Raw genomic sequence first — 25,021 nt, 5'->3', positions numbered from 1 at the left:
CAAGCCGGGGTTCCTCAACTGAAAACTTTTGCGGCCGTTGAGGGGAGGCCAGAGTTAGCCCGCGATTATAGCACTCCCCCAGGCGGAAATGGCACTCCCCCAGGCGGAAATGGCACTCCCCCAGGCTTCGCGCACTTCGTGTCGCTTCGCCAACCCCCTCGCCGGGGGCGACACCTGAGGCCCGGCAAAGCCGGTTCCTCGGTGTCTCTGAAGGGGGCGAGAAGGTCAGAGGGCCTGGGCGCACGCATGGGCGCTGGCCCAGGCCCACTGGAAGTTGTAACCGCCGAGCCAGCCCGTCACGTCGACCACTTCGCCGATGAAATACAGGCCTGGCTGCTTCGATTCCATGGTCTGCGACGACAGGTCGCGGGTGTCGACGCCGCCGGCCGTGACTTCGGCCTTTTTGTAACCTTCTGTGCCGCTGGGGACGATCTGCCAGCGCGCGATGCGCTCCGAAAGCGCGGCCAGCGCCTTGTCGGCCGCCTCGTTCACCGGCCGCTGCAGGGCAGGGGCCTGCCCGACCCAGGCATCGGCCAGCCGCGAGGGCACCAGCGCGGCCAGCTCGTTGGCGATGCGTTTCTTCGACCGCAGTTTCGCCTCGCCCAGCGCCTCGGCCACGTTCACGCCGGGGGCGAAATCGATGGTCAGCGGGGCGCCGGGCTTCCAGTAGCTCGAAATCTGCAGCACCGCCGGGCCCGACAGGCCCCGGTGGGTGAAGAGCAGGTCTTCGAGGAAGGCTGTCTTTTCCTTCTTCGCGCCGGTCTCGATGCGCACCGGCAGCGCCAAGCCAGCCAGTTCGGCATACGGCGCCCAGGCGTCGCCGCCGAAGGTCAGCGGCACCAGCGCGGGCCGGGGCGCGACCATCCGCAGCCCGAATTGCTCGGCGATGCGGTAGCCGAAGTCGCTGGCGCCGATCTGCGGGATCGACAGACCGCCGGTCGCGACCACGATCTTCGGCGTCTCGATCGGCCCCCGATTGCTCTCGATTCGATAGCTGCCGGCTCCCGTCCCATTTGCATTACCGGCGGAAAATGCAATCTCCCCGATCCTGCACGGCTGCCAGCGCTCGACCCCGCCCGCCTCGCATTCGGCCAGCAGCATGTCGACGATCTGCTGCGACGAGCCGTCGCAGAAAAGCTGCCCCTTGTGCTTCTCGTGGAAGGCGATCCCGTGCTTCTGCACCAGCTCGATGAACTGCTGCGGCGCATAGCGCGACAGCGCCGAGCGGCAGAAATTCGGGTTGTCGCTGATGAAGTGCCGCTGCGGCGCGCGCACGTCCAGGTCGCGGTTCGTGAAGTTGGCGCGTCCGCCACCCGAGATGCGGATCTTCTCGCCCACCTTCTCGCTGTGGTCCACCAGCAGCACCTTCAGCCCGCGCTGGCCCGCCACGCCGGCGCAGAAGAGGCCCGCGGCCCCGGCGCCGATCACGACGACGTCGAACTCCGCCGCGCTCAAGGTCCATCGGCCGCGAGCAGCGGCGGCGGGTTGTATTTCAGGTGGCCCACGTAGCGCAGCGGCTGCGTGGCGGCGATGGAGGGCACGTCGCCCTCGCGCATGTGCAGCAGGTCGGCCGGGCTCACCCAGCGCGGGTCGGCGTTGGTGATCGGCATGCCTGCCTGGCGGTAGGCCTCCAGCACGAACTGCGAGCAGAAGAACTGGTCGTCGCGGCTCGCGCCCAGCTGCACCATGGCCAGGCCGCTCATGCAGTAGTGGCTGACGGCGGTGGGCACCAGCGGCAGTTCGCACAGGCGGCGGTTCAGCACGAAGGGCGCGTTCAGCAGCACGCCCACGGTGTTGTAGCTGGTGCCGACCTGCGACAGCGCCCATTCGCGCATGCGCGCGGCGCCGGCGTCGTCCACGCCCGGCACGCGGAAGGCCACGACCATCTGTTCCTCGTCGACCACCTCCGAGAGCGGCCGCGCGCGCACGCCCGTGCCCACGGCCTCGGCGATCTGGCCGTTGCCCAGGTACAGCACCGCGTGGCTCACCGGCGAGAAGGTGCCCAGCCGGATGCCGAAGGAGTTCACCGTGGCGATGGAGGTCAGCAGGATGTCGCCCGGCGCCAGCGCGTCGGCGGCGATGAGCTCGCCGCCGTTGCCCGGCGCGATGACCGAGCTCTGCACGCGCAGGCGCAGGCCGGTGTCCTTGGTCGGCAGGTCGAGCCGTGTGGCGCAGGCCGACAGCAGCAGGGCGGCGCCCGCGGCAACAATGGCCGCGGCGGAACGGAAAGCGATGCGCATCAGCCCTTCCAGACGAACGGGAACTTCAGCTGCTTGAAGAATCCGTTGGGCACGTAGTCGCCCAGCACGCCGTACTTCTCGGGCCAGAGCTTGGTGCTCTTCACGGCGGTGCCGAAGATGTAGTCGAGAAAGGCGTAGTGCGCCGCGTAGTTCTTGTCGAGCGCCTCCTGGTCCTGGCTGTGGTGCCAGTGGTGGAAGTTGGGCGTCACGATCAGGTAGCGCAGCGGGCCGAGCCGCACGCTCACGTTGCAGTGGTTGAACACCGCCTGGAAGCCCACCACCACGATGTAGGCGTCGATCACGTCCTTGCTGAAGCCCAGCACGTAGATGGGCGCCAGCACCAGCGTGCGCGTGATCAGCAGCTCGAGGATGTGCTGGCGCGAGCCGGCCATCCAGTCCATGCTCTTCACGCTGTGGTGCACCGCGTGCAGGCGCCACAGCACGGGCACCTCGTGGTAGGCGCGGTGCGTCCAGTACTGCACCAGGTCGGCCACCAGGATGATCAGCAGCAGCCCCGCCCAGAACGGCAGGTTGCTCACCCAGCCCCGGATGCCGTCGTTGGCCGCCCAGCCGAAGAGCTTGTGCACCATCAGGTTGGTGGCCAGCAGCACGAAGCCCACGATCATGTGGTTCACCACGAAATGGTGGAAGTCGGTCTGCCACTCCTCGCGGAACACCGGCTGGTCCTTGCGCAGCGCGAACAGCTTTTCGATGAAGATGAAGATCAGCGAGGAGCCCAGCAGGTCGAGGATGAACCAGTCGAGCCCGATGTAGGGCGTGTTGTCCGCGAAGTCGTGCACCGGCACCTTGTGCCCGCCGAGCAGCGCCGAGGCCGCCACCAGCAGGAACGCGGCCGAGGAGAGCCAGCGCGAGCGGTTGAAGATGATGTTGACCAGCGAGAGCCCGCCCGAGACGACCAGCGCCGCCAGCAGGATCATGCGCATCACGTCTACGTTGTAGCTCTTGCGCAACTCCGGCGTCGTGAGGTACTGCGGGAAGTGGAAGGCCAGCACGCCCAGGAAGCACAGGATGGCCAGGCTCAGTGCGATGGTGCCGGTGACCAGGCCCTGTCCGCGGCGCAGCTCGCCGTGGTTCTGGGTGAATTCGTTGAGCTTGTCGATGTCCAGCATGCCCCGCCTCTCTCTCTTCTTGACTTTTGTGGGTGCGCGATTTTAGAGGCGCGGCGGGAAAATGCTCACCCCCTGCGCACGGAGCGCCGCCTCAGCAGGGCCGCCGTGCCCAGCGCCACCGCCATCACCAGCAGCGACACCACGGTGGTCACCGTCCCCAGCGCATAGATCGAAGGCGTCGTCACCGTCGAGGTCAGCCCCTGCAGTTCGAGCGGCAGGGTGTTCACGTCGCCGATGGCCTGGGAGGTGCGGGCGATCTCGTCCCACGACAGCGTGAAGCCGAACATGCCGATGCCGACGATCGAGGGGCCGATCAGCGGCAGCACCACGAAGCGGAAGGTCTGCCAGGGCGTGGCGCCCAGGTCGCGAGCGGCTTCCTCGTAGGCGGGGTCGAAGCGGTTGAACACCGCGAACATGATGAGCAGCCCGAAAGGCAGCGTCCACGTCAGGTGCGCGCCGAGCGCGGAGCTGAAGAGGCCCAGCGCGGTGCCGTAGCCTTCGAGCAGCGTGGTGGCGTCCATCGCCGTCAGCACGTTCTTGATGCCGGTGTCGATCAGCCGGAACTGCAGGCCGATGCCCAGCGAAATGATGATCGACGGCATGATGAGGCTGGCCACCGTCACGAAGAACAGGGCGTTGCTGCCCGCGAGCTTCTTGCGGAACGCCAGGCCTGCCAGCACCGACAGCACCACGGTGAATGCCATCACCACCGCGCCCAGCGCCAGCGAGCGCTTGAAGGCCGCGCCGATGTCGACCGTGCCCAGCCCTTCGGCCAGCTTGTGGAACCAGTGCAGCGACAGCCCGCGCAGCGGAAAGGTCAGCCCGCCCTCGGGGCCCTGGAAGCTCAGCACGAAGATCGTGATCATCGGGCCGTACAGGAACAGCACGAAGAGCCCGAACACGGTGGCCAGCGGCCAGAAGCCGGGGGCGCGCTGGGCGCCGATGGGTGTCTGCATTTCAGAGCTCCTTGCGGATGTCGACCATCCGGGTCAGGCCCCAGATGATCATCAGCACTACCGCCAGCAGGATCATGGCGTTGGCCGCCGCCAGCGGGAACTGCAGGTACGAGGTCTGCACCTGGATGATCTTGCCGATGGAGGCGATCTGCTGACCGCCCATCACGCCGATGGTGACGAAGTCGCCCATCACGATGGTGATGACGAAGATCGAGCCGATGAGGATGCCGGTGCGCGACAGCGGCACCACCACGTTCCACAGCGTCTGCCAGCCCGAGGCGCCGGCGTCGCTGGCCGCCTCGAGCAGCGAGCGGTCGATGCGCATCATGCTGTTGAAGATCGGCACGATCATGAACATCGTGTACAGGTGCACGAAGGCCAGCACCACCGAGAAGTCGGAGAACAGCAGCCATTCGACCGGCTGGTTCACGAGGCCCATGCCCATCAGCGCCTGGTTGACCAGCCCGTTGCGCCCCAGCAGCGGCACCCACGAGATCATGCGGATCACGTTGGAAGTCCAGAAGGGGACCGTGCACAGCACGAACAGCACCGTCTGCATGGTCGACGAGCGCACGTGGAACGCCAGGAAGTACGCCACCGAAAAACCGATCACCAGCGTGATGCCCCACACCAGCAGGCAGAACTTGAAGGTGCTCAGGTAGGTGTTCAGCGTGACGCACAGGTCGCCGTTGTCGGTCAGCCGCGAGCAGCCCTCGAACAGGCTCAGGTAGTTGCGCAGCGTGACGGCAGGTATCAGCTCGTACTCGTTGAAATTCCAAAGGCTGACCATCGCGACCAGCGCCAGCGGAATCAGGAAGAACAGCAGGAACACCAGCGCGAACGGCGCCGCCTGCCACCAGGCCTTCACGGCGTGAACGGGGGCGGTGGCGGCATGGCTGGACGCGATGGGAGTACTCATAGGTTATGTGTAAGGGCGAGCAAAGCGATGCCCGTTCGCGGGACACCGCGGAACCGGCTTTGCCGGGCCGCAGGTGTCGCCCCCTTACAGGGGGTTGGCGAAGCGAAGCGCAGCCTGGGGGTCGAGTTCGTGGACTGCCGTCAGGCAGCCACGAACTCGTTCCATTTCCTGACCATGTATTCGTTCTCGTCCATCACGGCGTTCCAGCACGCGATGCCGCCCATGCGCTGCTCGTAGCTGCCGCCGTCGCGCACCGCGCCGGCCTTGGCGATCACGTCGCCCTGCGGGCTCTTGATGTCCTGGGCGGCGGGCTTGCCTTCCATCCAGTAGGCCCACTCGTAGGCTTCCATCTTGGTCTTCGCGGTGTCGAGCACGGCGCTGTAGTAGCCCTGGCGGTTGAGATACGCGCCGGCCCAGCCGTCGAGGAACCAGTTGATGAACTCGTAAGCGCCGTCGAGCTTCTTGCCCGAGAGCGTGGCCGGGAGGCCGAAGCCCGAGGCCCAGGCGCGATAGCCTTCCTTGAGCGGCTGGAAGGTGCAGTCGATGCCCTTGCTGCGCACGGCCGTGACCGCGGGCGACCACATCGACTGGATCACCACCTCGCCCGAGGACATCAGGTTCACCGACTCGTTGAAGTCCTTCCACAGCGCGCGGAACTGGCCGGCCTTCTTGGCCTCGATCAGCGCCTTGATGGTCAGGTCGATCTCGGCCTTGGTCATGTTGCCCTTGTCGGCGTACTTGTGAATGCCCTTGGCCTCCACCACCATCGCGGCGTCCATGATGCCGATAGAGGGAATGTTCAGGATCGCGGCCTTGCCCTTGAACTCGGGGTTCAGCAGCTCCGCCCACGAGCCGATGGGACGCTTGATGAGGTCGGGGCGGATGCCCAGCGTGTCGGCGTTGTAGGTGGTCGGAATGAGCGACATGTACTGCGTGGCCGACTTGGCGAAGGCCTTGCTCTTCTCGCCTTCGAGGTAGATCACCTTCACCGGAGCCGTGCCCTGGTCGCCCACCTTCTTGCCGGCCACTTCGCCCTTGGTGAAGAGCGAGGTGATCTTGTCCGCGTTCTTCACGCGCCTGGTGTCGATGCCCTTGAGGTTGCCCGTGGGCACGATCTTCTTGAGCGAGAAGAACTCGGTGTCGATCAGGTCGAAGCTGTTGGGCGCGGTGACTGCGCGCTTGGTCACGTCGTCGGTGGTCACGGCCACGTACTGGATCTCGATGCCGGTGTCGGCCTTGAACTTCTCGGCAATGGCCTTGTCCTGGTTCACCGCGGTGCCGAGATAGCGCAGAACGACCTTCTCCTGTGCATGCACGAAGGGTGCGATGCCCGTGGCAAGGATGCCGGCGGTGCCTTGCAGCAGGGTGCGGCGCTTGAGGCCGTTGTTGTCGATGGAATCGGTCATGGGCAGGGTCTCCATTGCAGAAAGAAAAGGAAGGTGAAGGGAAACGAACGCGGAGAAAAGCGGGTGGCGCGGGCGCTCAGAAGGGAACGGCGAGCACGGCGGTGTCGTCCTGGCGGGTGGCTTCGGCCCCGGCGGGTGCCGGTGCCCGCTCGCTCGGCGGCTTGGCGCCGGGGCCGAGTACACGCGCGTCGGCTTCGGCCCACGAGAGGTGCACCGCCTCGCCGTGCGCATAGGGGCGCGCGAGGAAAGCGGCTTCGCTGAGCAGCACCGAAACGTTCTGGCGTCCGGCGGCGGCGACACCATCGAGCGCCAGCCCGAGCAGGACGTAGGTGCCCTGGTACTCGACGTCGGTGACAGTGGCTGCGAGGGCTCCATCCGTTGCTGCCTGCGCGGCGGCTGCGATCCGCATGCGGTCGTTGCGCACCGCGATCGGCCCGGCAGGCGTGTCGAACACGTTGTGGCCGCCCATGAAGCGCGCCACGAACTCGCTCGCCGGATGGTTGTAGACCGCGTGCGGCGAGCCGACCTGCTCGATCACGCCATGGTTCATGACCACCATGGTGTCGGCCAGCGCCATCGCCTCTTCCTGCGAGTGCGTGACGTGGATGAAGGTCAGGCCCAGTTCCTTCTGCCAGCGCCGCAGTTCGGCGCGCATCTGGATGCGCAGGAAGGGGTCGAGGGCGGAAAGCGGTTCGTCGAGCAGCAGCACGCGCGGCTCGGTGATGAGCGCGCGCGCCAGCGCCACGCGCTGCTGCTGGCCGCCGGAAAGCTCACCCGGCTTGCGCGCGGCAAGGTGGCCCATCGCGACGCGCTCGAGCAGGTCGTTCGCACGCTTGTGGCGCTCGGCCTTGCCCACGCCCTTCATCTTGAGGCTGAAGGCGACGTTGTCGGTGGCCGAAAGGTGCGGGAAGAGCGCGAAGCTCTGGAACATCATCGCCGTGCCGCGCGCGGCGGCGGGCAGGTTCGTGATGTTGCGGTTGTCCAGCAGGATGTCGCCGCTGCTGACCGATTCGTGCCCCGCGATCATGCGCAGCGTGGTGCTCTTGCCGCAGCCCGAAGGCCCCAGCAGGCAGCAGTAGCTGCCGCTGGCGATGCGCAGGTCGATACGGTCGACGGCAGCCGGCGTGCCTGGGGCGTAGCGCTTGGTGAGAGCGACGATCTCGACGGCGGCGGGTTCAGGCGTGGCGGCTGCATTCATTGCCCATCGCTGAGCACGATCCATGCCACGTTGTGGTGCGCGGCGCTCGCGCCGCCTGCACCTCAGTCGCCCAGGTCAGGTGCGGTTCAGGTGCCGAACCTGGTCGCGCCCACCGCTGTCTCGGCCGCTGCCAGCCCGCGCAGCACGTCGCCCACCACGATCACCGCCGGGCTCGCGAGGCCGGCTTCGGCGATGCCGTGCTGCAGGCTGCCCAGCGTGGTCGCGATGTGCTTCTGGTGCGGCAGGCTCGCGTGCTGGATGACCGCCACCGGCGTCTCGGCCGGCAGGCCGTGCAGCAGCTCGCGTTCGATGTGCGCCGCGCCCGACACGCCCATGTAGATCACCAGCGTGAGCCGCGCGTTGTAGGCGGTCGCTGCCAGCGCGCGCCAGTCGGTCGGGTCTTCGGCCGCGCCGGCGCCGGTCTTGGCATGGCCGGTGACGAACACCACGCCCTGCGCATGGTCGCGGTGCGTGAGCGGCACGCCCAGCGTCGTCACGGCCGCGAGGCCTGCGGTGATGCCGTTGACCACCGTGCATTCGATGCCGGCTTCGCGCAGGTGCTCCACCTCCTCGCCGCCACGTCCGAAGATGAACGGGTCGCCGCCCTTCAGGCGCACCACCGTCTCGCCTTCGCGCACGGCGGTGATCATCAGCCGCTCGATGAAGGCCTGCGGCGTGCTCTTGCAGCCGCCGCGCTTGCCCACGTGCACGATGCGCGCCCCGGGCCGTGCGTAGGCCTGAACGATCTGGCCGTTCACGAGGTCGTCGACCAGCAGCACCGTGGCCGCCTGGATCGCCTTCACGGCCTTGATGGTCAGCAGTTCCGGGTCGCCGGGGCCTGCGCCCACCAGCGTGCAGCGGCCGGCGATGAGGGAGGTGGGGTTGTCGTTGTTCATGCGTGAGATGCCAATGCCAGTTGCGTGATGTGCCTGACCTGCGTCGCGATGGCCTCCGGCACGGGAAGCTCGCCGGCCAGCACGCGGCGCGTGTAGTCGGCGGTGGTGGCGACGTCGATTTCCTTCGGCAGCCCAGGCACCTCCGAGGCGGTGCCGGCCTGCTGCGACTGCAGCTCGGTGCGCGCGCCGCGCACGAAGCCGTCGATCTGCGCGGTGCGGCGCGGGTCGGACACCACTTCGCCTTCGAGGCCGCGCGAGAGCAGGGCGGTCATGCCCATGAGCTCGAAGGTCTTGGCCATGACGCGCGCGTATTCGGGATGCGTGTAGCTGGCCACCACCACGCTCGGACCCGCGGTGGGCTGCATCAGCTTCACCACGCTGTGGCCGGGGTTGCGCAGGCCGACCACGCGGCGCACGTCGAGCAGGCGCTTGAGCGCGGGATTCAGCAGCTCGGTGGAGGCAAAGGCCGCTTCGCCATTGGCGACGGCGCGGATGGCCGTCATCGGCGCGTGGCCCAGGGCCGCGAGCACGTTCGAGGCCAGCACGCGCGATGTTTCGCTGGCGCTGCCGTGCACCAGCACCGGCAGGCCCTCGCGCGCCAGCAGCAGCGCCAGCAGCGGCGTGAGCACCGGCAGCTTGCGCGCGCCGTTGTAGCTGGGCAGCACGATCAGCGGGCGGTCGCTGGCGGGAACCATCCGGAGCCGCGCATGGGTGGCATCGAGAAAACCGGCCATCTCCTCGGGCGTCTCGCCCTTGATGCGCATGGCCAGGCAGAAGCCGCCGATCTCCAGGTCGGTCACGGTGCCGTCCAGCACCTGGCCGAACAAGTCGGTGGCCTGTTCGCGCGTGAGCGGCCTGGCGCCTCGCGCGCCGCGGCCGATTTCCTTGATGTATTGGCTGATTCCCATGGGTAGGCGGATTGTCCTGCAACGCTTATGCCGGAATGCGAGTCGGCTTATGCATTGGGTGTCTTGTCCCCTCTCCCGCTTGCGGGAGAGGGTTAGGGTGAGGGCGGCGGCCTTGCAACATGGCGCGGACGTCATTACCGCTCCCCCTCACCCCAGCCCTCTCCCCGAGGGGAGAGGGAGCAATGCAGACGGGGCATCACGGCAGCGCCTCCGCCTCGGCCGGCGTCGCCCGCACCATCCGCTTGAGCTCCGGAATGCACGAGCCGCAGTTGGTGCCGCATTTCAGCTCCCCCTGCAGCTTCGACAGCCTTTCGTCCGGGGTGCCGGCGCAGCGCGCCAGCTCGGCCTGGATCGCCCCATCCGCCACGTTGAAGCAGGTGCACACCGTCTTGCCGCGCGACTGCACCGCCACCGGCGCCTTCGAGCCGGGCGACAGCAGCAGGCGGCCGTAGCTCTGGGCGGGCAGTTCCTCGCGCAGCAGGGTGGCGATCCATGCCTCGGCGCTGGTGTCGCCGCCCAGCAGGAAGGCCTCGAGGCCCGCGCTGCCGTCGGCGCGGCGCACCAGCCGCGCCGAGCGGCGCTGGCCGCGGCGGCGGTCGGCGTAGCGCAGGGTGTCGGGCGTCTGCAGGCCGAGCAAGGCTTCGATCTTCCCGACCAGCGCGTCGTCGGGCGCGTCGTGCGCGGCGGCGCGAAAGAGCAGGCCGCTGCGTTCGCCTCCCTGCGTGTTGCCGGAAAACGGCACGCAGGTTGCAAAAGGAAAGAGCGCCATCATCGGCTGCAGCGCGCGGTGCGCCGCCAGCGCCTCGCCGTCGGGCAGCCAGGCCATGGCCAGCAGCGACCAGGGCAGCTCGGCCTTGAGGATCTTCACCGCCGCGTGCTTCAGCTCGGGCTGCTTCGAGGTCGGGCAGAAGGCCGGCGTGGTGATCGCGTTGATGCCCGCCAGCCGCGTGCCGCTCGACGAGCAGCCGCTCAGGTACTCCTCGCCCCAGTGCATGGCGACGAAGGCCTGGCTCAGCCCCACCTCGGCGCTTGCGCGCGCGGGCAGCATGATCGAGCCCCGCTTCGAGGTCAGGTGCACCAGGTCGCCTTCGCCGATCTGGCGGCGGGCCATGTCCTGCGCGTTCATCTGCACCACCGGCTCGGGCACGTGGCCGAACAGGCGCCCGGCCGTGCCGGTGCGGCTCATGCCATGCCACTGGTCGCGCAGGCGGCCGGTGTTCAGCGAGAAGGGGTAGCGGGCTTCGCGCGCCTCGGCCACCGGCTTGTAGGCGGTGTCGACGAAGCGGGCGCGGCCGTCGGGCGTGGGGAACACGCCGTCTTCGTAAAGGCGCGTGCGGCCGGCGCTTTCGCCTTCCTTCAGCGGCCATTGCTGCGGGCCGGCGCTTTCCAGCATGGCGTAGCTCAGGCCGGTGATGTCGAGGTCGCGCCCGCGCGTGGATTCGCGGTGTTCGTTCCAGACCGATTCGGCTGTCTCGTACGGGAAGAGCGAGAGGCCGCTGCCGGCCAGCGCTTCGAGCCGGCGCGCGAAGGCCACCGCGATCGACCAGTCGTTGCGCGCCTCGCCCGGCGCCGCAACGGCCGGGCGCACGCGCGAGATGCGGCGCTCGCTGTTGGTCACGGTGCCTTCCTTCTCGCCCCAGGTGGTCGCTGGCAGCAGCAGGTCGGCGAAAGCGCAGGTGGCGGTGGTGGCGAAGGATTCCTGCACCACCACGAACTCGGCGCGCTCCAGCGCGCGGCGCACGGTCGCCTGGTCGGGCATCGACTGCGCCGGGTTGGTGCAGGCGATCCACAGCGCGCGGATCTCGCCGTCGGCCGCCGCCTGGAACATCTCCACCGCGGTCTTGCCCGGCTTCTCGGGCACCGAGGGCACGCCCCAGAGCGCGGCCACTTCGGCGCGATGGTCGGGGTTGGCCAGGTCGCGGTGCGCGCTCAGCAGGTTGGCCAGGCCGCCCACCTCGCGCCCACCCATCGCGTTGGGCTGGCCGGTCAGCGAGAAGGGGCCCGCGCCGGCGCGGCCGATCTGGCCGGTGGCCAGGTGCAGGTTGATGAGCGCCGCATTCTTCGCCGTGCCGCTGGACGACTGGTTCAGGCCCTGGCAGTACAGGCTCAGCGTGGCCGGCGAGGTGGCGAACAGCCGCGCGGCCTCGAGCAGGTCGTCCTTCGGGATGCCGCAGACCTGCGCCACCTTGTCGGGCGTGCACTCGCGCACCGTGGCCTTCAGCGCGTCGAAGCCGCTGGTGTGCGCCGCGATGTACTTCGCGTCGGTCCAGCCTTCCCACAGCATCAGGTGCAGCATGCCGTTGAAGAGCATCACGTCGGTGCCGGGCTGGATCGGCAGGAACAGGTCGGCGATCTCGACCGTGTCGGTGCGGCGCGGGTCTGCCACCACGATCTTCAGCGCCGGGTTCGCCGCCTTCGCGTCCTCGATGCGGCGGAAAAGAATCGGGTGCGCCCAGGCCGTGTTGCTGCCCACGATGAAGAGGCACTGCGCATGCTTCAGGTCGTCGTAGCAGGCCGGCGGCGCGTCGGCGCCCAGTGTCTGCTTGTAGCCGGCCACCGCGCTGCTCATGCACAGGCGCGAGTTGGTGTCGATGTTGTTGGTGCCGATCAGGCCCTTGGCCAGCTTGTTGAAGACGTAGTAGTCCTCCGTCAGAAGCTGGCCCGACACGTAGAAGCCGACCGCATCGGGCCCGTGGTCGCGGACCACCTGCGCGAACTTGCCGGCGGCGTTGTCCAGCGCGGTGTCCCAGCTCACGACCTCGGGCGCTTCGCCGCGCGCGAGGCGCTGCATGGGCTGCAGCAGCCGCGTCTGGCGCGTGACCGTGGCGCTGGCCGTGAGGTGCAGCGTCGAGCCCTTGGTGCACAGCCGCCCGAAGTTGGCGGGGTGCGCCGGGTCGCCGCGCACGCCGGTGATCTGGTCGCCGGTCGACTCGATGATCACGCCGCAGCCGACGCCGCAGTACGGGCAGGTGGACCGGGTCTCCCGCATCATGGGTTTATTCCAGCGGAAGGACCGACAGCACCGCGAAAGGCTTCGGGCCTGCGACCGGGCGCTCCAGGTCGATGGCGTGCGTCGCCAGCTCGGCCGCGTCCAGGTGCACCACGCCGTCTTCCACCTTCACCGCGAACTTCGGCGTGCAGCCCTCGTCGGGCGCCTTGGCGCAGCCGTCGTCCAGCCCGATGGCCCAGTTGTGCAGCGGGCAGGCCACGCTGGTGCCGAACACGATGCCCTGGCTCAGCGGGCCGCCTTTGTGCGGGCAGCGGTCGAGCAGCGCGAACACCTGATCCTCGGAATTGCGGAACACGGCCACGTCCAGCCCGGCCGGCCGCGTCACGCGGCGCGCGCCGAGCACGGGGATGTCGTCGATGCGGCAGATCACTTTCCAGTCGCTCATGGTGGGACTCTTCTTTCTTTCGTTCCTTGTTGCGGTTCAGGCGGCCGCCGTCAGCGGCGTGAACTGCCGCACGTCCACCGAGGCCTGCGCCGACTCGAACCACGGATCGGGCTCGCCGTCGAGCGCGAACTGCAGGCGCTCCCACAGCGCCTTGCGGCCCTCGGCGTCGTCGAGGATCTTCTTCTTCACGTAGTCCAGGCCCACGCGGCCGATGTAGTGCACCGTGCGTTCCAGGTACCAGCCTTCCTCGCGGTACAGCTGCAGGAAGGCGCCCGAGTACTCCATCACCTCGGCGGCGGTCTTCACCTTCACCAGGAACTGCGCCACCTCGGTCTTGATGCCGCCGTTGCCACCCACGTACAACTCCCAGCCGGAGTCGACGCCGATCACGCCCACGTCCTTGATGCCGGCCTCGGCGCAGTTGCGCGGGCAGCCCGACACCGCCAGCTTGACCTTGTGCGGCGAGTACATGGCCCACAGCGCGCGCTCCAGGTCCTTGCCCATCTGCGTGCTGTCCTGCGTGCCGAAGCGGCACCACTCGCTGCCCACGCAGGTCTTCACCGTGCGCAGCGACTTGGCGTAGGCGAAGCCGCTGGGCATGCCGATGTCCTTCCACACGCCTTCCAGGTCTTCCTTCTTCACGCCCAGCAGGTCGATGCGCTGGCCGCCCGTGACCTTGACGGTCGGGATCTTGTACTTGTCGGCCGCGTCCGCGATGCGGCGCAGCTCGTCCGGCGTGGTGTGGCCGCCCCACATGCGCGGAATGACGGAGTAGGTACCGTCCTTCTGGATGTTGGCGTGGCTGCGCTCGTTGATGAAGCGGCTCTGCGGATCGTCTTTCGCCTCCTTGGGCCAGGTGCTGATCAGGTAGTAGTTGATGGCCGGGCGGCAGGTGGAGCAGCCGTTGGGCGTGCGCCAGCCGAGGTTGCGGTAGACCTCGTCGTGCGTCAGGTAGTGCTCCTTGCGGATGGCGTCGCGCACGTCCTGGTGGCTCACGTCGGTGCAGCCGCACACCGCCTTCTTCTTGGGCGTGGCCGAGTAGTCGCCGCCGGCGGTGAACATCAGGATCTGCTCGACCAGCCCGGTGCACGAGCCGCAGCTCGCGCTGGCCTTGGTGTGCTTCTTCACCTCGTCGAGCGTGAACAGGCCCTTTTCCTTGATGGCCTTGCAGATGGTGCCCTTGTTCACGCCGTTGCAGCCGCACACCTCGGCGTCGTCGGGCATGGTGGCGGCCTTGTTGTGGCCCTCGTGGCCGGTGTCGCCGATGTTCGATTCGCCGAACATCAGCTTGTCGCGGATGTCATGCACGCTGCGGCCGTCGCGCAGCAGCTTGAAGTACCAGCTGCCGTCCACCGTGTCGCCGTAGAGGCAGGCGCCCACCAGCTTGTCGTCCTTGATGACCAGCTTCTTGTAGACGCCGCCGAAGGGGTCGCTCATGACGATCTCCTCCGTGCCTTCGCCGCCCATGAACTCGCCTGCCGAGAACAGGTCGATGCCCGTCACCTTCAGCTTGGTGGAGGTGAGCGAGCCCAGGTAGCGGCCGATGCCGAACTGCGCCAGGTGGTTGGCCGCCACCTTGGCCTGCTCGAACAGCGGCGCCACCAGCCCGTAGGCGATGCCGCGGTGCGCCGCGCATTCGCCCACCGAGTAGATGCGCGCGTCGGTCACTGTCTGCATGGTGTCGGTGACGACGATGCCGCGGTTGCAGTGCAGCCGCATCTTCTCGGCCAGCTCCACGTTGGGGCGGATGCCCACGGCCATCACCACCAGGTCGGCGGCGGTCTCGGTGCCGTCCTTGAAGCGGATGGCCTTCACGCGGCCATCCTCTCCACCCACCAGCTCCTGCGTCTGCGCGCCCATCATGAACTTCAGGCCGCGGTCTTCCAGCGACTTCTGCAGCAGCTTGCCCGCCACGTCGTCGAGCTGGCGCTCCATCAGCCAGGGCATGACGTGCACCACCGTCACGTTCATGCCGCGCAGCATCAGGCCGTTGGCGGCCTCCAGGCCCAGCAGGCCGCCGCCGATGACCACCGCGTTCTTGTGCGTGCGCGCGGTCTCGATCATGTAGTCGGTGTCGGCGATGTCGCGGTAGGCGATCACGCCCTTCAGGTCCTTGCCGGGCACCGGCAGCATGAAGGGGTTGGAGCCGGTGCACATCAGCAGGCGGTCGTAGGCGGCCTCGGTGCCATCCTCGGCGCGCACGATGCGTTTCACACGGTCGACCTCCACCACCTTCTTGCCGGCGTGCAGCGTGATGTTGTTCTCGGCATACCACTCCCAACTGTTGAGCACGATCTCGTCGATCGTCTGCTCGCCCGCGAGCACCGGCGACAGCAGGATGCGGTTGTAGTTGGGATGCGGCTCCGCGCCGAAGACGGTGATGTCGTACAGGTCGGGCGCGATCTTCAGCAGCTCTTCGAGCGTGCGCACGCCGGCCATGCCGTTGCCGACCATCACGAGTTTCATTTTCTTCATGGGGCTGGACCTTTCAGGGAAATCAAGCGGACTTGCGCCCGCAGCGCGCGTTCAGAATCGCGCCATGAGCTTTGAAGTGGATATCGGCTACAGCAGCCGGCGCGGACCGCGCGAGGTGAACGAGGACTTCGCCGGCGCGGTGCACGCGCCGCCCGGCGACGAGGCACGCGGGCTCATCGCAGCCATTGCCGACGGCGTGTCCAGCGGAGGCCGGGGCCGCGAGGCGGCGCAGACCACGGTGATGGGGCTTCTGGCCGACTACTTCGCCACGCCTGCCACCTGGGAGCCGACCGCCGCGCTCGACCGGCTGGTCGCCGCGCAGAACGGCTGGCTGGCCGACCACAACCGCCGCCGCCAGAGCAGGAGCAGCGAGGAAGGCGGCACGGCGCTGACCACGCTCACCGCGCTGGTGCTGCACGGCCAGGGCTACACGCTGGCGCACGTCGGCGACACCCGCGCCTGGCGCGTGCGTGCCGGCGGCGAAGCGGCGGTGCCGCTCACGCAGGACCATGCCTTCGACCATCCCGACATGCGCAGCCGCCTGACGCGCGCCATCGGCCTGGACGACCAGGTGCGCGTCGACTACGTGCAGGGCGACGTTCGCGTGGGCGACTGCTTCGTGCTCACCTCCGACGGCGTGCACGGCGTGCTCAAGCCCCAGCAGGTGGCCGCGCTGGCCCTGCAGGGCGACGACGCCGAGGCCGCCAGCGAGGCGCTGGTGCACGCGGCGCTCGACGCCGGCACGCGCGACAACGCGACCGCGCTGGTCATCCGTGTCGTGGGTTTGGACGCCCGCCAGCTCGACGACGAACTCGGCGACGGCCGCCGTCTCGCGCCGCCGCCCGCCCTGAAGGTGGGCGAGGTGCTCGACGGCTACGCCATCACCGCGCTGGTGGCCGACACCGGCGTGCACCTGCTGTACCAGGCGCGCCATCCGGCCACGCGCGAGCTGGTCGCGCTGAAGACGCTGCACCCCTCGCGCGCCGGCGATCCGCAGGAGCGCGCGATGCTGGCCCACGAGGCCTGGCTGGGGCTGCGCGTGGGCGGCAACGGTTTCATCCGCGTGCATGAGCGCGCCGCGGACGCGAGCGCGCTGTACGTCGTGTTCGACTGGCACGGCGGGCGCACGCTCGAGCAGCTGCGCAAGGCCAACCCGCGCGGCGCGGTGCCCGAAGTGGTGGCCGCCGCCATCGAGCTCAGCCGCGCGCTCGGCCGGCTGCACCGCCAAGGCGTGATCCACCGCGACATCAAGCCCGGCAACCTGCACCTGGGCGAGGACGGGCGCTGGCGCATCCTCGACCTGGGCGTGGCGCTGTCGGGCAGAGAGGGTGCGGCCCAGCGCGAGCTGCATGCCGGCACGCCCAGCTACATCAACCCCGAGCAGTGGGAGGAGGGCGGCACGGCCGACGCGGGAAGCGACCTGTTCGCGCTCGGCGTCACGCTCTACCAGTGGCTTACCGGCCATCTGCCCTACGGCGAGATCGAGCCCTACCAGGTGGCGCGCTACCGGCGCGACCCGGTTGCGCTCTCGCGGTTGCGGCCCGACGTGCCCATCTGGCTCGACCACCTGGTGCGCAAGGCCGTCGCGCGCGATCCGCGAGAACGCTTCGAAACCGCCGAGGAGCTGCTGCTCGCGCTCGAACGCGGTGCATCCCGCCCGGTGAACGCGCCCGCCGCCACGCCGCTGATCCGCCGCGACCCGCTCGCGCTCTACCAGCTGGCGCTGGGCGTGTCGGTGCTGCTCAACCTCCTGTTGATCGTGTGGCTGCTCTTTTTGCCACGATGAGCGGAGGCGGGCGGGGCGGTTCATGACCGGGCAGCCTTCCGCGTGTTGTTGACTGCGGGCGAAGCATGTGCCGGCGCGATGCGCGCACGGCCACCCTTCTCGGCCCAGGTGCGGGTCCAGCGGATCTGCATCACGCGCATCACGCCCAGCATCACGAGCGAGAGCACCGCGAAGAAGATGAAGCCCCAGAGGTAGCTGCCCAGGTACTGCTTCGACAGGCCCATGGCGTTGGGCACGAGGCCGCCGCCCAGGGCGCCGATCTCGCCGATCATGGAGCCGGCCACCGCGGTGCTCGCGGGCCAGCGCAGCGGCACCAGCTGGAACAGCGCGCCGTTGCCCGCGCCCAGCGCTGCGAAGCAGACGATCAGCGCCAGCGTGGTCACGGCCAGCGATGCCGACGAGACGCCCACCAGCACCAGGCTGGCGGTCACCACCAGCAGCACCACCGTGAGGGTGTTGACGCCGCCCCAGCGGTCGGAGATCCAGCCGCCCGCGACGCGCACCGCCGCACCCATGAAGGCCGCGAGCATGGTCAGCTGGCCGGCCTGCACCTTGCTCACGCCGAACTGGTCGTAGTAGTAGGAGGGCAGGAAGGTCGTGAGGCCGATGAAGCCGCCGAAGGTCACGCCGTAGATCAGGCTGAACACCCAGCCGTCCTTCTCGAACAGGCAGGCGATGTGCTCGCGGAAGCTCGAATGCGCGTTCACGTCCGGCGGCTCCTTGGCGAAGAGCACCATCACCACCATCGGAATCAGGATGGCGATGGCGGCCACGCCGTACACCGCCTGCCAGCCCAGCCAGTTGGCCAGCGGCGGCGCCACCAGCACCGACACGGCCGTGCCCACGTTGCCCGCGCCCACCAGGCCCATGGCCAGGCCCTTGTGCTGCGGCGGGAACCAGCCCGAGCCCAACGACAGCGCCACGCCGAAGCTCGCGCCCGCGATGCCCAGCAGCACGCCCATGGCGAGCAGGTCGTTGAAGCTCTTCACGAAGAAGAAGCCGAAGAGCATCGCCACCGCGATCAGCGCCATCTCCACCAGCGTGGCCTTCTTGCGGCCGATGTACTGCGACAGGATGCCCAGCGGAAAGCGCATGAGCGCGCCTGCGATGATCGGCACCGACAGCATCAGGCCCTTCTGTGCCGGCGAGAGGCTGAAGGTCTCGCCGATGAAGGGCGCCATGGCGCCGTTGAGCACCCAGATGCAGCAGGAGAACGAGAAGTACAGGAAGGCCGCGAACAGTGTCGGACTGTGGCCTGACTGCAAGAAATTCCTGAAACCTGACATGGCGTTCAAAGATGCAAAAAGCCGCGGCGCGGCCCTGGGGAGGCCGTGTCGACGGACGGGGTTGGGAGCGGAGTGCCGGCAGCGGACGCTGTCGACGTGGGGGTGCGCGCGGCATGTGCGTTGCCGGGCCGGATGCAGGAGCCTGCAGCCTCTTCACCAAAGCGGTGCTTCGTTACACCGCGCCCTGTTTCATGCAAGAGGCGTGCCTGCCGATTCGCGCGGGCGTGGCCTATGCTCGCGGTGCGCTCCCGCACCGCTTCTTTTCCACGATGTCCCTTCTCGTTGTTCTGCCCGATGAAACCGCCGGCCTCGTGCTGCCAGAGGCGCTGGCGAAGGCCCTGTCCGGTGCGGGAATCGATGTGCTCGCGGTTGCCGATTGCGCCGGCTTCGCGCGGCAGGTCGAGGCGCTTTCCCCTCGGCAGGCGCTGATCTTCCTGCCTCTGCCTACGCCCGCGCTGTTCGACACCTTGCACAGCTGGGCTGGCGTGCCGCCGTGCGCGCTGAGCCTTGTCAGCGAGCCGCTGAGCGCCGCGCAGCACGAGGAACTGGTCGCGCTCGGCGTGCATGCCTGGATGCCGGCCGGCACCGTCGATGCCGGATCGCTCGCTCCAGTGATCGCGCGTGCGCGCTCCCGCTGGCAGCGCGAAGCCGCGCTGCGCACCGAACTGGAGAACCTGCGCACCCGCATGGACGAGCGCAAGTGGGTCGATCGCGCCAAGGGCCTGCTGATGTCCGCGCGCGGCATCGGCGAGGACGAAGCCTTCGGCCTGCTGCGCGGCGCCGCGATGCACGCGAACCTGCGGCTCGGAGAGGTGTCGCGCTCGGTGATAGAGGCCGCGCAGTGGGCGGACGCCATCAACCGCGCCGGGCAGCTGCGCATGCTCTCGCAGCGGCTGGTGCGCGTGGCGGCGCAGCTGCTGGGCGGCATCGACGCGCAGCGCGCCCGGCTGCTGCGCACGCAGTCTTCCGAGCGTGTGCAGCAGAACCTGGATCATCTGGCGGCCCTCGGGCTTGGTGCTGCCGGCGTCGAGGCGCTCGCGCAGGCGCAGGCCGCGTGGCGCGGGCTGGCCGATGCGCTCACGGCGAAACCGACTGCTACAGGGCTGGCCGACATCGACCGGCGTGCCGAAGTGCTGCTGGAGGCTGCCGAGGCGCTGACCGAGGCGCTGGAAACCTCGGGCGCGCGCCGCGCGCTGCGCATCGTCAACATCTGCGGGCGGCAGCGCATGCGCGCGCAGCGGCTCGCGAAGGACGCGCTGCTCGCGGCGGCGCTGAAGGAAGAAGCGGCCAAGGCGCGGCTGGTGCCGACCATGGCCGAGTTCGAAGCCGCCCTGCTCGAACTGGAGCGCGCGCCGCTGAGCACCGCAGAGATCCGCGCCGCGCTGGCGAGCGCGCGCGACGAATGGCTGCGGCTGGTCGGCGGCGTGCAGGCGCTGGACAGCGCCGATGGCCGCGCCACGCTGGTGCGTTCCAGCGAGGCGCTGGTCGACACCTTCGAACGCCTCACGGCGTCGTACGAGCACAGCCTCCAGGTCATCATGTCGTGACGCCTCCGGTGCCGGCGCTCGGTCTGCGTCAGGCCGCGACCTTCTCCACGTGCGCCTGGCGCGTGTAGAGGAAGTCGATCACCGCCTTGCGCGCGTGCACGTAGACAGGGTCCTCGGCCAGTTCGACGCGGTTGCGCGGGCGGGGAATGTCCACCGACAGCACGTCGCCGATGGTGGCGGCCGGGCCGTTGGTGAGCATCACGATGCGATCGCTCAGCAGCACGGCCTCGTCCACGTCGTGCGTGACCATGACGACAGTGCTGTGCGTCTTCTGCACGATGGCCAGCAGCTCGTCCTGCAGCTTGGCGCGGGTGAGGGCGTCGAGCGCGCCGAAGGGCTCGTCCATCAGCAGCACCTTGGGCTCCATCGACAGCGCGCGCGCGATGCCTACGCGCTGCTTCATGCCGCCGGAGATTTCGCCGGGGCGCTTCTGCGCGGCGGGCGTGAGGCCCACCAGCGCCAGCGCGGCGTCGGTGCGCGCGCGAAGCTGCGCCTTGCTCTCGGTGGCCGCGAACACGCGCTCGACCGCGAGGTAGACGTTCTCGAAGCAGGTGAGCCAGGGCAGCAGCGAGTGGTTCTGGAACACCACCGCGCGCTCGGGGCCGGGGCCCTTGATCTCCTTGTTGGCGCACAGCAGCGCACCCTCGGTGGGCGTGGTGAGCCCGGCGATCAGGTTCAGCAGCGTCGACTTGCCGCAGCCCGAGTGCCCGATGAGCGTGATGAACTCGCCCTTGGCCACGTTCAGGTTCACGTCGCGCAGCGCTACGAAGCGGCCCTTGGGCGTCTTGAAGGCCTGCTCGACGCCGTGGATCTCGATGTACTTGGTGTCGTTCATGATGTGTGCTCCTGGATGCGGGGACAGAACGCAGAAGAAAGACAAAAACTACGCAGAAGTCGCAGAAGGAAGACCGAAGATTTTTTGTTTCTCTTCTGCGACCTTCGCGGAACCTTTGCGATTTCTGCGTTCGGCTGTCCGAATCTGTCTTCAGCTCAGCCCTTCACTTCGTCGAAGGTGAAAGCCGTCGCCAGCTTGATGAGCGCGAACTCCAGCACCAGGCCGACGATGCCGATCACGAAGATCGCGATGATGATGTTGGCGACGTTGAGGTTGTTCCACTCGTCCCACACCCAGAAGCCGATGCCCACGCCGCCGGTGAGCATCTCGGCGGCCACGATCACCAGCCAGGCGGTGCCCACGGCCAGACGCACGCCGGTCAGCATGTAGGGCAGCACGGCGGGAAAGAGGATCTTGGTGAGGATCTTCCATTCGCTGAGGTTCAGCACCTTGGCCACGTTCATGTAGTCGGTGGGCACGCGCTGCACGCCCACGGCGGTGTTGATGACCATCGGCCAGATCGAGCAGATGAAGATGGTCCAGATGGCGGCCGGGTTGGCGCCCTTGAACACCAGCAGGCCGATGGGCAGCCAGGCCAGCGGCGAGACCGGGCGCAGCAGGCTGATGAGCGGGTTGAACATGCGCGAGAGGAACTCGAAGCGCCCGATGGCGAAGCCCGCCGGAATGCCCACCAGCGCCGCGAGGCCGAAGCCCAGCGCCACGCGCTGCAGGGACGAGAGCACGTTCCAGCCCACGCCCTGGTCGTTGGGGCCCTTGCTGTAGAACGGGTCGCTGAACACCGTCACCGCCTGCTGCCAGGTGGCCGCGGGCGTCGGGAAGCCGGTGGTGCTCTTCATGGCCACCACCTCCCAGATCAGCAGCAGCAGGCCGAAGCCCGCCAGCGGCGGCAGCACGCGCATCCAGAAGGCGCGCAGGTCGATGGGCGCGCGCGCCCTTGGTTCGGGTGCAGGGGCGGGAGCCGGCTGGGGCGTGGCCAGCTTGGAGGCGGCCGCCTTGGCCGGGGCGGAGGGCGCCGCCTGCGCGGCGGCCACATCGAGCGGCGAGTGGAAGACTGCGCTGACCATGGTGTTCTCCCTATGCATGGAGCTTGAAGGATTCGGCGTACTTCTTCGGGTCCTTGCCGTCCCAGACGGAGCCGTCGAAGAGCTTGCTGCTGCGCATCGCGTCCTTGGGCACCGGCGTCTGCGTGGCGGCGGCGGCCTGCTTGTAGATGTCGATGCGGTTGATCTCGGTGGCCACCTTCAGGTAGTCGGGGTGCTCCTTCAGCAGGCCCCAGCGCTTGTGCTGCGTGAGGAACCACATGCCGTCCGACAGGTACGGGAAGTTCACGGCGCCGCCGTTGTAGAACTTCATGTGGTTGGGGTCGTCCCAGCTCTTGCCCAGGCCGTTGGTGTAGCGGCCCAGGATGCGCTGGTTGATTGCGTCCACGCTGGTGTTGACGTAGCTCTTGTCGGCGATGGTCTCGGCCATCTTGTTCTTGTTCTGCAGGCCGGTGTCGATCCACTTGCCGGCCTCGAGGATGGCGGCGGTCACGGCGCGCGCGGTGTTCGGGTACTTCTTCGCGAACTCGGCCGTGGTGCCCAGCACCTTCTCGGGGTGGTCCTTCCAGATGTCCTGCGTGGTGATGGCGGTGATGCCGATGCCGTCCATGATCGCGCGCTGGCCCCAGGGCTCGCCCACGCAGTAGCCGTCCATGTTGCCCACGCGCATGTTGGCGACCATCTGCGGAGGCGGCACGGTGATGTTCTTCACATCCTTGAACGGGTCGATGCCGGCCGATGCGAGCCAGTAGTACAGCCACATGGCGTGCGTGCCGGTGGGGAAGGTCTGGGCGAAGGTGTATTCGCGCTTCTCGGCGGCGATGAGCTTGGCGAGCGAGGCGGCGTCCACCGCGCCCTTGTCGGCGAGCTTCTTCGACAGCGTGATGGCCTGGCCGTTGTTGTTGAGGGTCATGAGCACGGCCATGTCCTTCTTAGGGCCGCTCAGGCCCAGGTGCATGCCGTAGACCAGGCCGTAGAGCACGTGGGCGAAGTCGAGCTCGCCGTTGGCCAGCTTGTCGCGCACGCCGGCCCAGCTGGCTTCCTTGCTGGGCACGATCTTCACGCCGTACTTCTTGTCGATGCCCAGCACCGAGGCCATCACCACGCTGGCGCAGTCGGTCAGCGGGATGAAGCCGATCTTCACTTCCTCCTTCTCGGGCTTGTCGGAGCCCTGGGCCCAGACGGCCGCGCGCAGGGCGGGGTCGATGCCGGCGGCGCCGATGGCAGCGGCTTGCAGCACGCGGCGTCGGCTGAGGCGGGTTTTGAGCAGGTCGGTCATGGGGCGGGCTCCGGTTGAAGACAAACAACAAAGAAGAAAGACAAAAACGAAAAGGCGTCCGCACCACGCACGGGCTGCTCGAAAACGAGCCCTTGCGGGATGGGGACGCCTTTGTCCGGTTTCGGTGGGAAGCACCCGCCGTTGGGTGCCGCCTGCCTGAAGGCCTTCGGGGCCTGCGAAACTTTCGCTTGCAAGCGGTGTGCCAGCCTTCGGGAACCGGAGCCGCTATCAGGAAAGTAGCTGCGCGTGGCCGAGGATCGCGGGGCAGGGGCCTTTCGTACGTACAGGGCCGGCGGGCGCGGTTGGCACGGTTGTTGTGCAGTGCACCAAGTTGAACGGCATTGCCCGCCGCGGTTGCCTCAGCGCGGCGGGGCGCGGTCGAGCATGGGCAGGTAGTCGGCCATCGCGAGCATCGACTCGGCCACATCCAACAGCCTGCGCTTCTGGTTCATGGCGGTCTGGCGCAGCATCTTGTGCGCCTCTTCCTCGCTGAGGCGGCGGTGCGCCATCAAGAGCCCCTTGGCGCGCTCGACGATCTTGCGTTCGTTGAGCGAGGCGCGCACGGTTTCGAGCTCGTCGCTCATGGCCTGCAGGCGCTGCGACTGCTCGCGGACCATGTCGAGCACCGAGCGCTCCAGGTGTCGGCCGAACTGGGCAGGTGCGGCCGCCTGCGCGTCGGCGTCGTCGAAGAAGAGGGCGCCGGCCTGCGGCGTGAGCGTGTCCAGCAACTGGCGGTATTCGCGCAGTTCGCTGCGGGCCTGCGCGGTCTTGTGCTCGCACAGCGTGCGCAGGTCGCAGGCGAGGCGGTCTTCGACGGTCTTCATGGCGTCGATGCGGCGGGTGCAGCAGTCGAACCAGGCCTGGCTCAGCGCCACGTCGGCCGGCGCCGCGATGCCGCCGCGCCGGCGGATGCGTTCGAGCTCGGCCACCTCGGCGTCGGGCTGGCTGTCGCGCCAGAGCGCGAGCACCGCCTCGCCCGAGAAGTCGGTGAAAACCTGGAAGCAGCGTTCCTGCGATTCGATCAGGTGCAGCCACTGCAGGCGCTGCGCCTCGTCGCTGCGGCCCAGCGCGAGCGCTGCGGCGCCGAAGGCGCGCTCCTGGCCGGCGAACTCCTTGCCCTGCATGAAGTTGAACATCGCCACCAGCAGGCGCGAGATCTCGGGGGCGGTGGCGCCGTCGGCCGCCTCGAACACCACCGAGAGCAGGCCGGCGACCAGCTTGGCGAAGGCGGCGGTGGACTGGGCGGGCTTCAGCTCCAGCGCGTCGATGCGGCGGCGCAGGGCGGGCAGGGCGTCCAGGCCCGGCAGCACCCAGGCGATGCGGCTGAAGAGGCGCGCGTTGTTGCCGGCGTCGGCACCACGGTGGTAGTTGTCGGCTTCGAGCTGGTCGAAGCCGGCTCGCACTTCCTGCTCCAGCACGAGGCACTCGGCGATCTGCGGGCCGCGCTGCTCGGCGAAGCGGCTGCCGCGCGAGGTGAGGAACATGTTCGACATGCCGCGCTCGCGCTGCAGCGCATGGACCAGCCGGCCGATCACGCCCACCAGCTCGCTGGTGCGGGCGAGCCGGTCCAGCTCGTCGATTTCGCAGCGGCGGGCGGCGATGAGGAAGCTCAGTCCGGATTTCATGGTGGGGCGGTTCTCGAGAGCGGCACTGCAACATCCGTGCCGTTTGCCCCTTCGCGGGCGCCGGCCAGGGGGCGCCGCC

Annotated in this window: 19 protein-coding genes; 2 read left to right on the top strand and 17 right to left on the bottom strand. The window is 68.5% G+C overall.

Annotation, left to right across the window (positions count from 1 at the left end; all coding sequences use genetic code 11):
- Positions 1 to 225 precede the first annotated feature (225 nt).
- The 12 genes from ACAM57_RS20255 to nirB all read right to left on the bottom strand — a co-directional run bounded on the left by ACAM57_RS20255 (position 226) and on the right by nirB (position 15,523).
- Positions 226 to 1,455 (bottom strand): NAD(P)/FAD-dependent oxidoreductase, encoded by a 1,230-nt coding sequence (locus ACAM57_RS20255; RefSeq protein WP_369658655.1) that lies wholly within the window; start codon positions 1,453 to 1,455, stop codon positions 226 to 228.
- A complete protein-coding gene (locus tag ACAM57_RS20250; protein WP_369658654.1) occupies positions 1,452 to 2,240 on the bottom strand; it encodes a YaeF family permuted papain-like enzyme in 789 nt (262 codons plus the stop codon). Before ACAM57_RS20250 ends, ACAM57_RS20255 begins: the two co-directional genes overlap by 4 nt.
- Complete coding sequence (locus tag ACAM57_RS20245; protein ID WP_184636500.1) at positions 2,240 to 3,370, bottom strand: sterol desaturase family protein; 1,131 nt, start codon at positions 3,368 to 3,370, stop codon at positions 2,240 to 2,242. The genes ACAM57_RS20250 and ACAM57_RS20245 overlap by 1 nt, the downstream gene beginning before the upstream one ends.
- A gap of 65 nt (positions 3,371 to 3,435) precedes the next feature.
- Complete coding sequence (locus tag ACAM57_RS20240) at positions 3,436 to 4,326, bottom strand: ABC transporter permease (RefSeq protein ID WP_369658653.1); 891 nt, start codon at positions 4,324 to 4,326, stop codon at positions 3,436 to 3,438.
- 1 nt (position 4,327) lies between these two features.
- Positions 4,328 to 5,245, bottom strand: a complete 918-nt coding sequence (locus tag ACAM57_RS20235) for an ABC transporter permease (RefSeq protein WP_369658652.1) — start codon at positions 5,243 to 5,245, stop codon at positions 4,328 to 4,330.
- 140 nt (positions 5,246 to 5,385) lie between these two features.
- Positions 5,386 to 6,651 carry a PotD/PotF family extracellular solute-binding protein gene (locus ACAM57_RS20230; protein WP_126018250.1) on the bottom strand — a complete coding sequence of 422 codons (1,266 nt, stop codon included), beginning with the start codon at positions 6,649 to 6,651 and terminating at the stop codon, positions 5,386 to 5,388.
- A gap of 76 nt (positions 6,652 to 6,727) precedes the next feature.
- A complete protein-coding gene (locus tag ACAM57_RS20225; protein WP_369658651.1) occupies positions 6,728 to 7,849 on the bottom strand; it encodes an ABC transporter ATP-binding protein in 1,122 nt (373 codons plus the stop codon).
- An 86-nt stretch (positions 7,850 to 7,935) separates the two neighbouring features.
- Complete coding sequence (cobA, locus tag ACAM57_RS20220; RefSeq protein ID WP_369658650.1) at positions 7,936 to 8,745, bottom strand: uroporphyrinogen-III C-methyltransferase; 810 nt, start codon at positions 8,743 to 8,745, stop codon at positions 7,936 to 7,938.
- Complete coding sequence (gene ybiB / locus ACAM57_RS20215; RefSeq protein WP_369658649.1) at positions 8,742 to 9,653, bottom strand: DNA-binding protein YbiB; 912 nt, start codon at positions 9,651 to 9,653, stop codon at positions 8,742 to 8,744. Before ybiB ends, cobA begins: the two co-directional genes overlap by 4 nt.
- 196 nt (positions 9,654 to 9,849) lie before the next feature.
- Positions 9,850 to 12,642 (bottom strand): molybdopterin-dependent oxidoreductase, encoded by a 2,793-nt coding sequence (locus ACAM57_RS20210; protein WP_369662457.1) that lies wholly within the window; start codon positions 12,640 to 12,642, stop codon positions 9,850 to 9,852.
- A gap of 7 nt (positions 12,643 to 12,649) precedes the next feature.
- Positions 12,650 to 13,048 carry a nitrite reductase small subunit NirD gene (nirD, locus tag ACAM57_RS20205; RefSeq protein ID WP_126018258.1) on the bottom strand — a complete coding sequence of 133 codons (399 nt, stop codon included), beginning with the start codon at positions 13,046 to 13,048 and terminating at the stop codon, positions 12,650 to 12,652.
- Positions 13,049 to 13,084: 36 nt separating this feature from the next.
- Positions 13,085 to 15,523 (bottom strand): nitrite reductase large subunit NirB, encoded by a 2,439-nt coding sequence (nirB, locus tag ACAM57_RS20200; RefSeq protein WP_369658648.1) that lies wholly within the window; start codon positions 15,521 to 15,523, stop codon positions 13,085 to 13,087.
- Between the two features lie 64 nt (positions 15,524 to 15,587).
- Here nirB and ACAM57_RS20195 point away from each other — a divergent pair, with 64 nt between their 5' ends.
- Positions 15,588 to 17,309: a bifunctional protein-serine/threonine kinase/phosphatase gene (locus ACAM57_RS20195; protein ID WP_369658647.1), complete on the top strand. Its 1,722-nt coding sequence runs from the start codon at positions 15,588 to 15,590 to the stop codon at positions 17,307 to 17,309.
- Positions 17,310 to 17,329: 20 nt separating this feature from the next.
- On the opposite strand, the gene ACAM57_RS20190 is transcribed toward ACAM57_RS20195, so the two are convergent.
- On the bottom strand, positions 17,330 to 18,595 hold the full coding sequence (locus tag ACAM57_RS20190; protein WP_369658646.1) for a nitrate/nitrite transporter: 1,266 nt from the start codon (positions 18,593 to 18,595) through the stop codon (positions 17,330 to 17,332).
- A 269-nt stretch (positions 18,596 to 18,864) separates the two neighbouring features.
- Here ACAM57_RS20190 and ACAM57_RS20185 point away from each other — a divergent pair, with 269 nt between their 5' ends.
- Positions 18,865 to 20,142, top strand: a complete 1,278-nt coding sequence (locus ACAM57_RS20185) for an ANTAR domain-containing response regulator (RefSeq protein ID WP_369658645.1) — start codon at positions 18,865 to 18,867, stop codon at positions 20,140 to 20,142.
- 28 nt (positions 20,143 to 20,170) lie between these two features.
- On the opposite strand, the gene ACAM57_RS20180 is transcribed toward ACAM57_RS20185, so the two are convergent.
- From ACAM57_RS20180 to ACAM57_RS20165, 4 genes are all read right to left on the bottom strand, one after another.
- A complete protein-coding gene (locus ACAM57_RS20180) occupies positions 20,171 to 20,977 on the bottom strand; it encodes an ABC transporter ATP-binding protein (protein WP_206169431.1) in 807 nt (268 codons plus the stop codon).
- Positions 20,978 to 21,132: 155 nt separating this feature from the next.
- The gene (ntrB, locus tag ACAM57_RS20175) at positions 21,133 to 22,062 is read right to left on the bottom strand and encodes a nitrate ABC transporter permease (RefSeq protein ID WP_369658644.1); all 930 of its coding nucleotides are present in this window, start codon (positions 22,060 to 22,062) and stop codon (positions 21,133 to 21,135) included.
- A 10-nt stretch (positions 22,063 to 22,072) separates the two neighbouring features.
- Complete coding sequence (locus tag ACAM57_RS20170) at positions 22,073 to 23,317, bottom strand: CmpA/NrtA family ABC transporter substrate-binding protein (protein WP_184636526.1); 1,245 nt, start codon at positions 23,315 to 23,317, stop codon at positions 22,073 to 22,075.
- 359 nt (positions 23,318 to 23,676) lie between these two features.
- A complete protein-coding gene (locus tag ACAM57_RS20165) occupies positions 23,677 to 24,942 on the bottom strand; it encodes a nitrate- and nitrite sensing domain-containing protein (RefSeq protein WP_369658643.1) in 1,266 nt (421 codons plus the stop codon).
- Positions 24,943 to 25,021 lie beyond the last annotated feature (79 nt).

Source organism: Variovorax sp. V15 (assembly GCF_041154425.1).
Taxonomy (GTDB): domain Bacteria; phylum Pseudomonadota; class Gammaproteobacteria; order Burkholderiales; family Burkholderiaceae_C; genus Variovorax; species Variovorax guangxiensis.
This window is presented reverse-complemented; position numbering and strand designations above follow the sequence as displayed.

What these genes read in the sequence shown, in the direction of transcription:
- ACAM57_RS20250 (WP_369658654.1), bottom strand. Translation starts at nt 2,240, where the DNA reads ATGCGCATCGCTTTCCGTTCCGCCGCGGCCATTGTTGCCGCGGGCGCC.
- ACAM57_RS20245 (WP_184636500.1), bottom strand. Translation starts at nt 3,370, where the DNA reads ATGCTGGACATCGACAAGCTCAACGAATTCACCCAGAACCACGGCGAG.
- ACAM57_RS20240 (WP_369658653.1), bottom strand. Translation starts at nt 4,326, where the DNA reads ATGCAGACACCCATCGGCGCCCAGCGCGCCCCCGGCTTCTGGCCGCTG.
- ACAM57_RS20235 (WP_369658652.1), bottom strand. Translation starts at nt 5,245, where the DNA reads ATGAGTACTCCCATCGCGTCCAGCCATGCCGCCACCGCCCCCGTTCAC.
- ACAM57_RS20230 (WP_126018250.1), bottom strand. Translation starts at nt 6,651, where the DNA reads ATGACCGATTCCATCGACAACAACGGCCTCAAGCGCCGCACCCTGCTG.
- ACAM57_RS20225 (WP_369658651.1), bottom strand. Translation starts at nt 7,849, where the DNA reads ATGAATGCAGCCGCCACGCCTGAACCCGCCGCCGTCGAGATCGTCGCT.
- cobA (WP_369658650.1), bottom strand. Translation starts at nt 8,745, where the DNA reads ATGAACAACGACAACCCCACCTCCCTCATCGCCGGCCGCTGCACGCTG.
- ybiB (WP_369658649.1), bottom strand. Translation starts at nt 9,653, where the DNA reads ATGGGAATCAGCCAATACATCAAGGAAATCGGCCGCGGCGCGCGAGGC.
- ACAM57_RS20210 (WP_369662457.1), bottom strand. Translation starts at nt 12,642, where the DNA reads ATGCGGGAGACCCGGTCCACCTGCCCGTACTGCGGCGTCGGCTGCGGC.
- nirD (WP_126018258.1), bottom strand. Translation starts at nt 13,048, where the DNA reads ATGAGCGACTGGAAAGTGATCTGCCGCATCGACGACATCCCCGTGCTC.
- nirB (WP_369658648.1), bottom strand. Translation starts at nt 15,523, where the DNA reads ATGAAGAAAATGAAACTCGTGATGGTCGGCAACGGCATGGCCGGCGTG.
- ACAM57_RS20195 (WP_369658647.1), top strand. Translation starts at nt 15,588, where the DNA reads ATGAGCTTTGAAGTGGATATCGGCTACAGCAGCCGGCGCGGACCGCGC.
- ACAM57_RS20190 (WP_369658646.1), bottom strand. Translation starts at nt 18,595, where the DNA reads ATGTCAGGTTTCAGGAATTTCTTGCAGTCAGGCCACAGTCCGACACTG.
- ACAM57_RS20185 (WP_369658645.1), top strand. Translation starts at nt 18,865, where the DNA reads ATGTCCCTTCTCGTTGTTCTGCCCGATGAAACCGCCGGCCTCGTGCTG.
- ACAM57_RS20180 (WP_206169431.1), bottom strand. Translation starts at nt 20,977, where the DNA reads ATGAACGACACCAAGTACATCGAGATCCACGGCGTCGAGCAGGCCTTC.
- ntrB (WP_369658644.1), bottom strand. Translation starts at nt 22,062, where the DNA reads ATGGTCAGCGCAGTCTTCCACTCGCCGCTCGATGTGGCCGCCGCGCAG.
- ACAM57_RS20170 (WP_184636526.1), bottom strand. Translation starts at nt 23,317, where the DNA reads ATGACCGACCTGCTCAAAACCCGCCTCAGCCGACGCCGCGTGCTGCAA.
- ACAM57_RS20165 (WP_369658643.1), bottom strand. Translation starts at nt 24,942, where the DNA reads ATGAAATCCGGACTGAGCTTCCTCATCGCCGCCCGCCGCTGCGAAATC.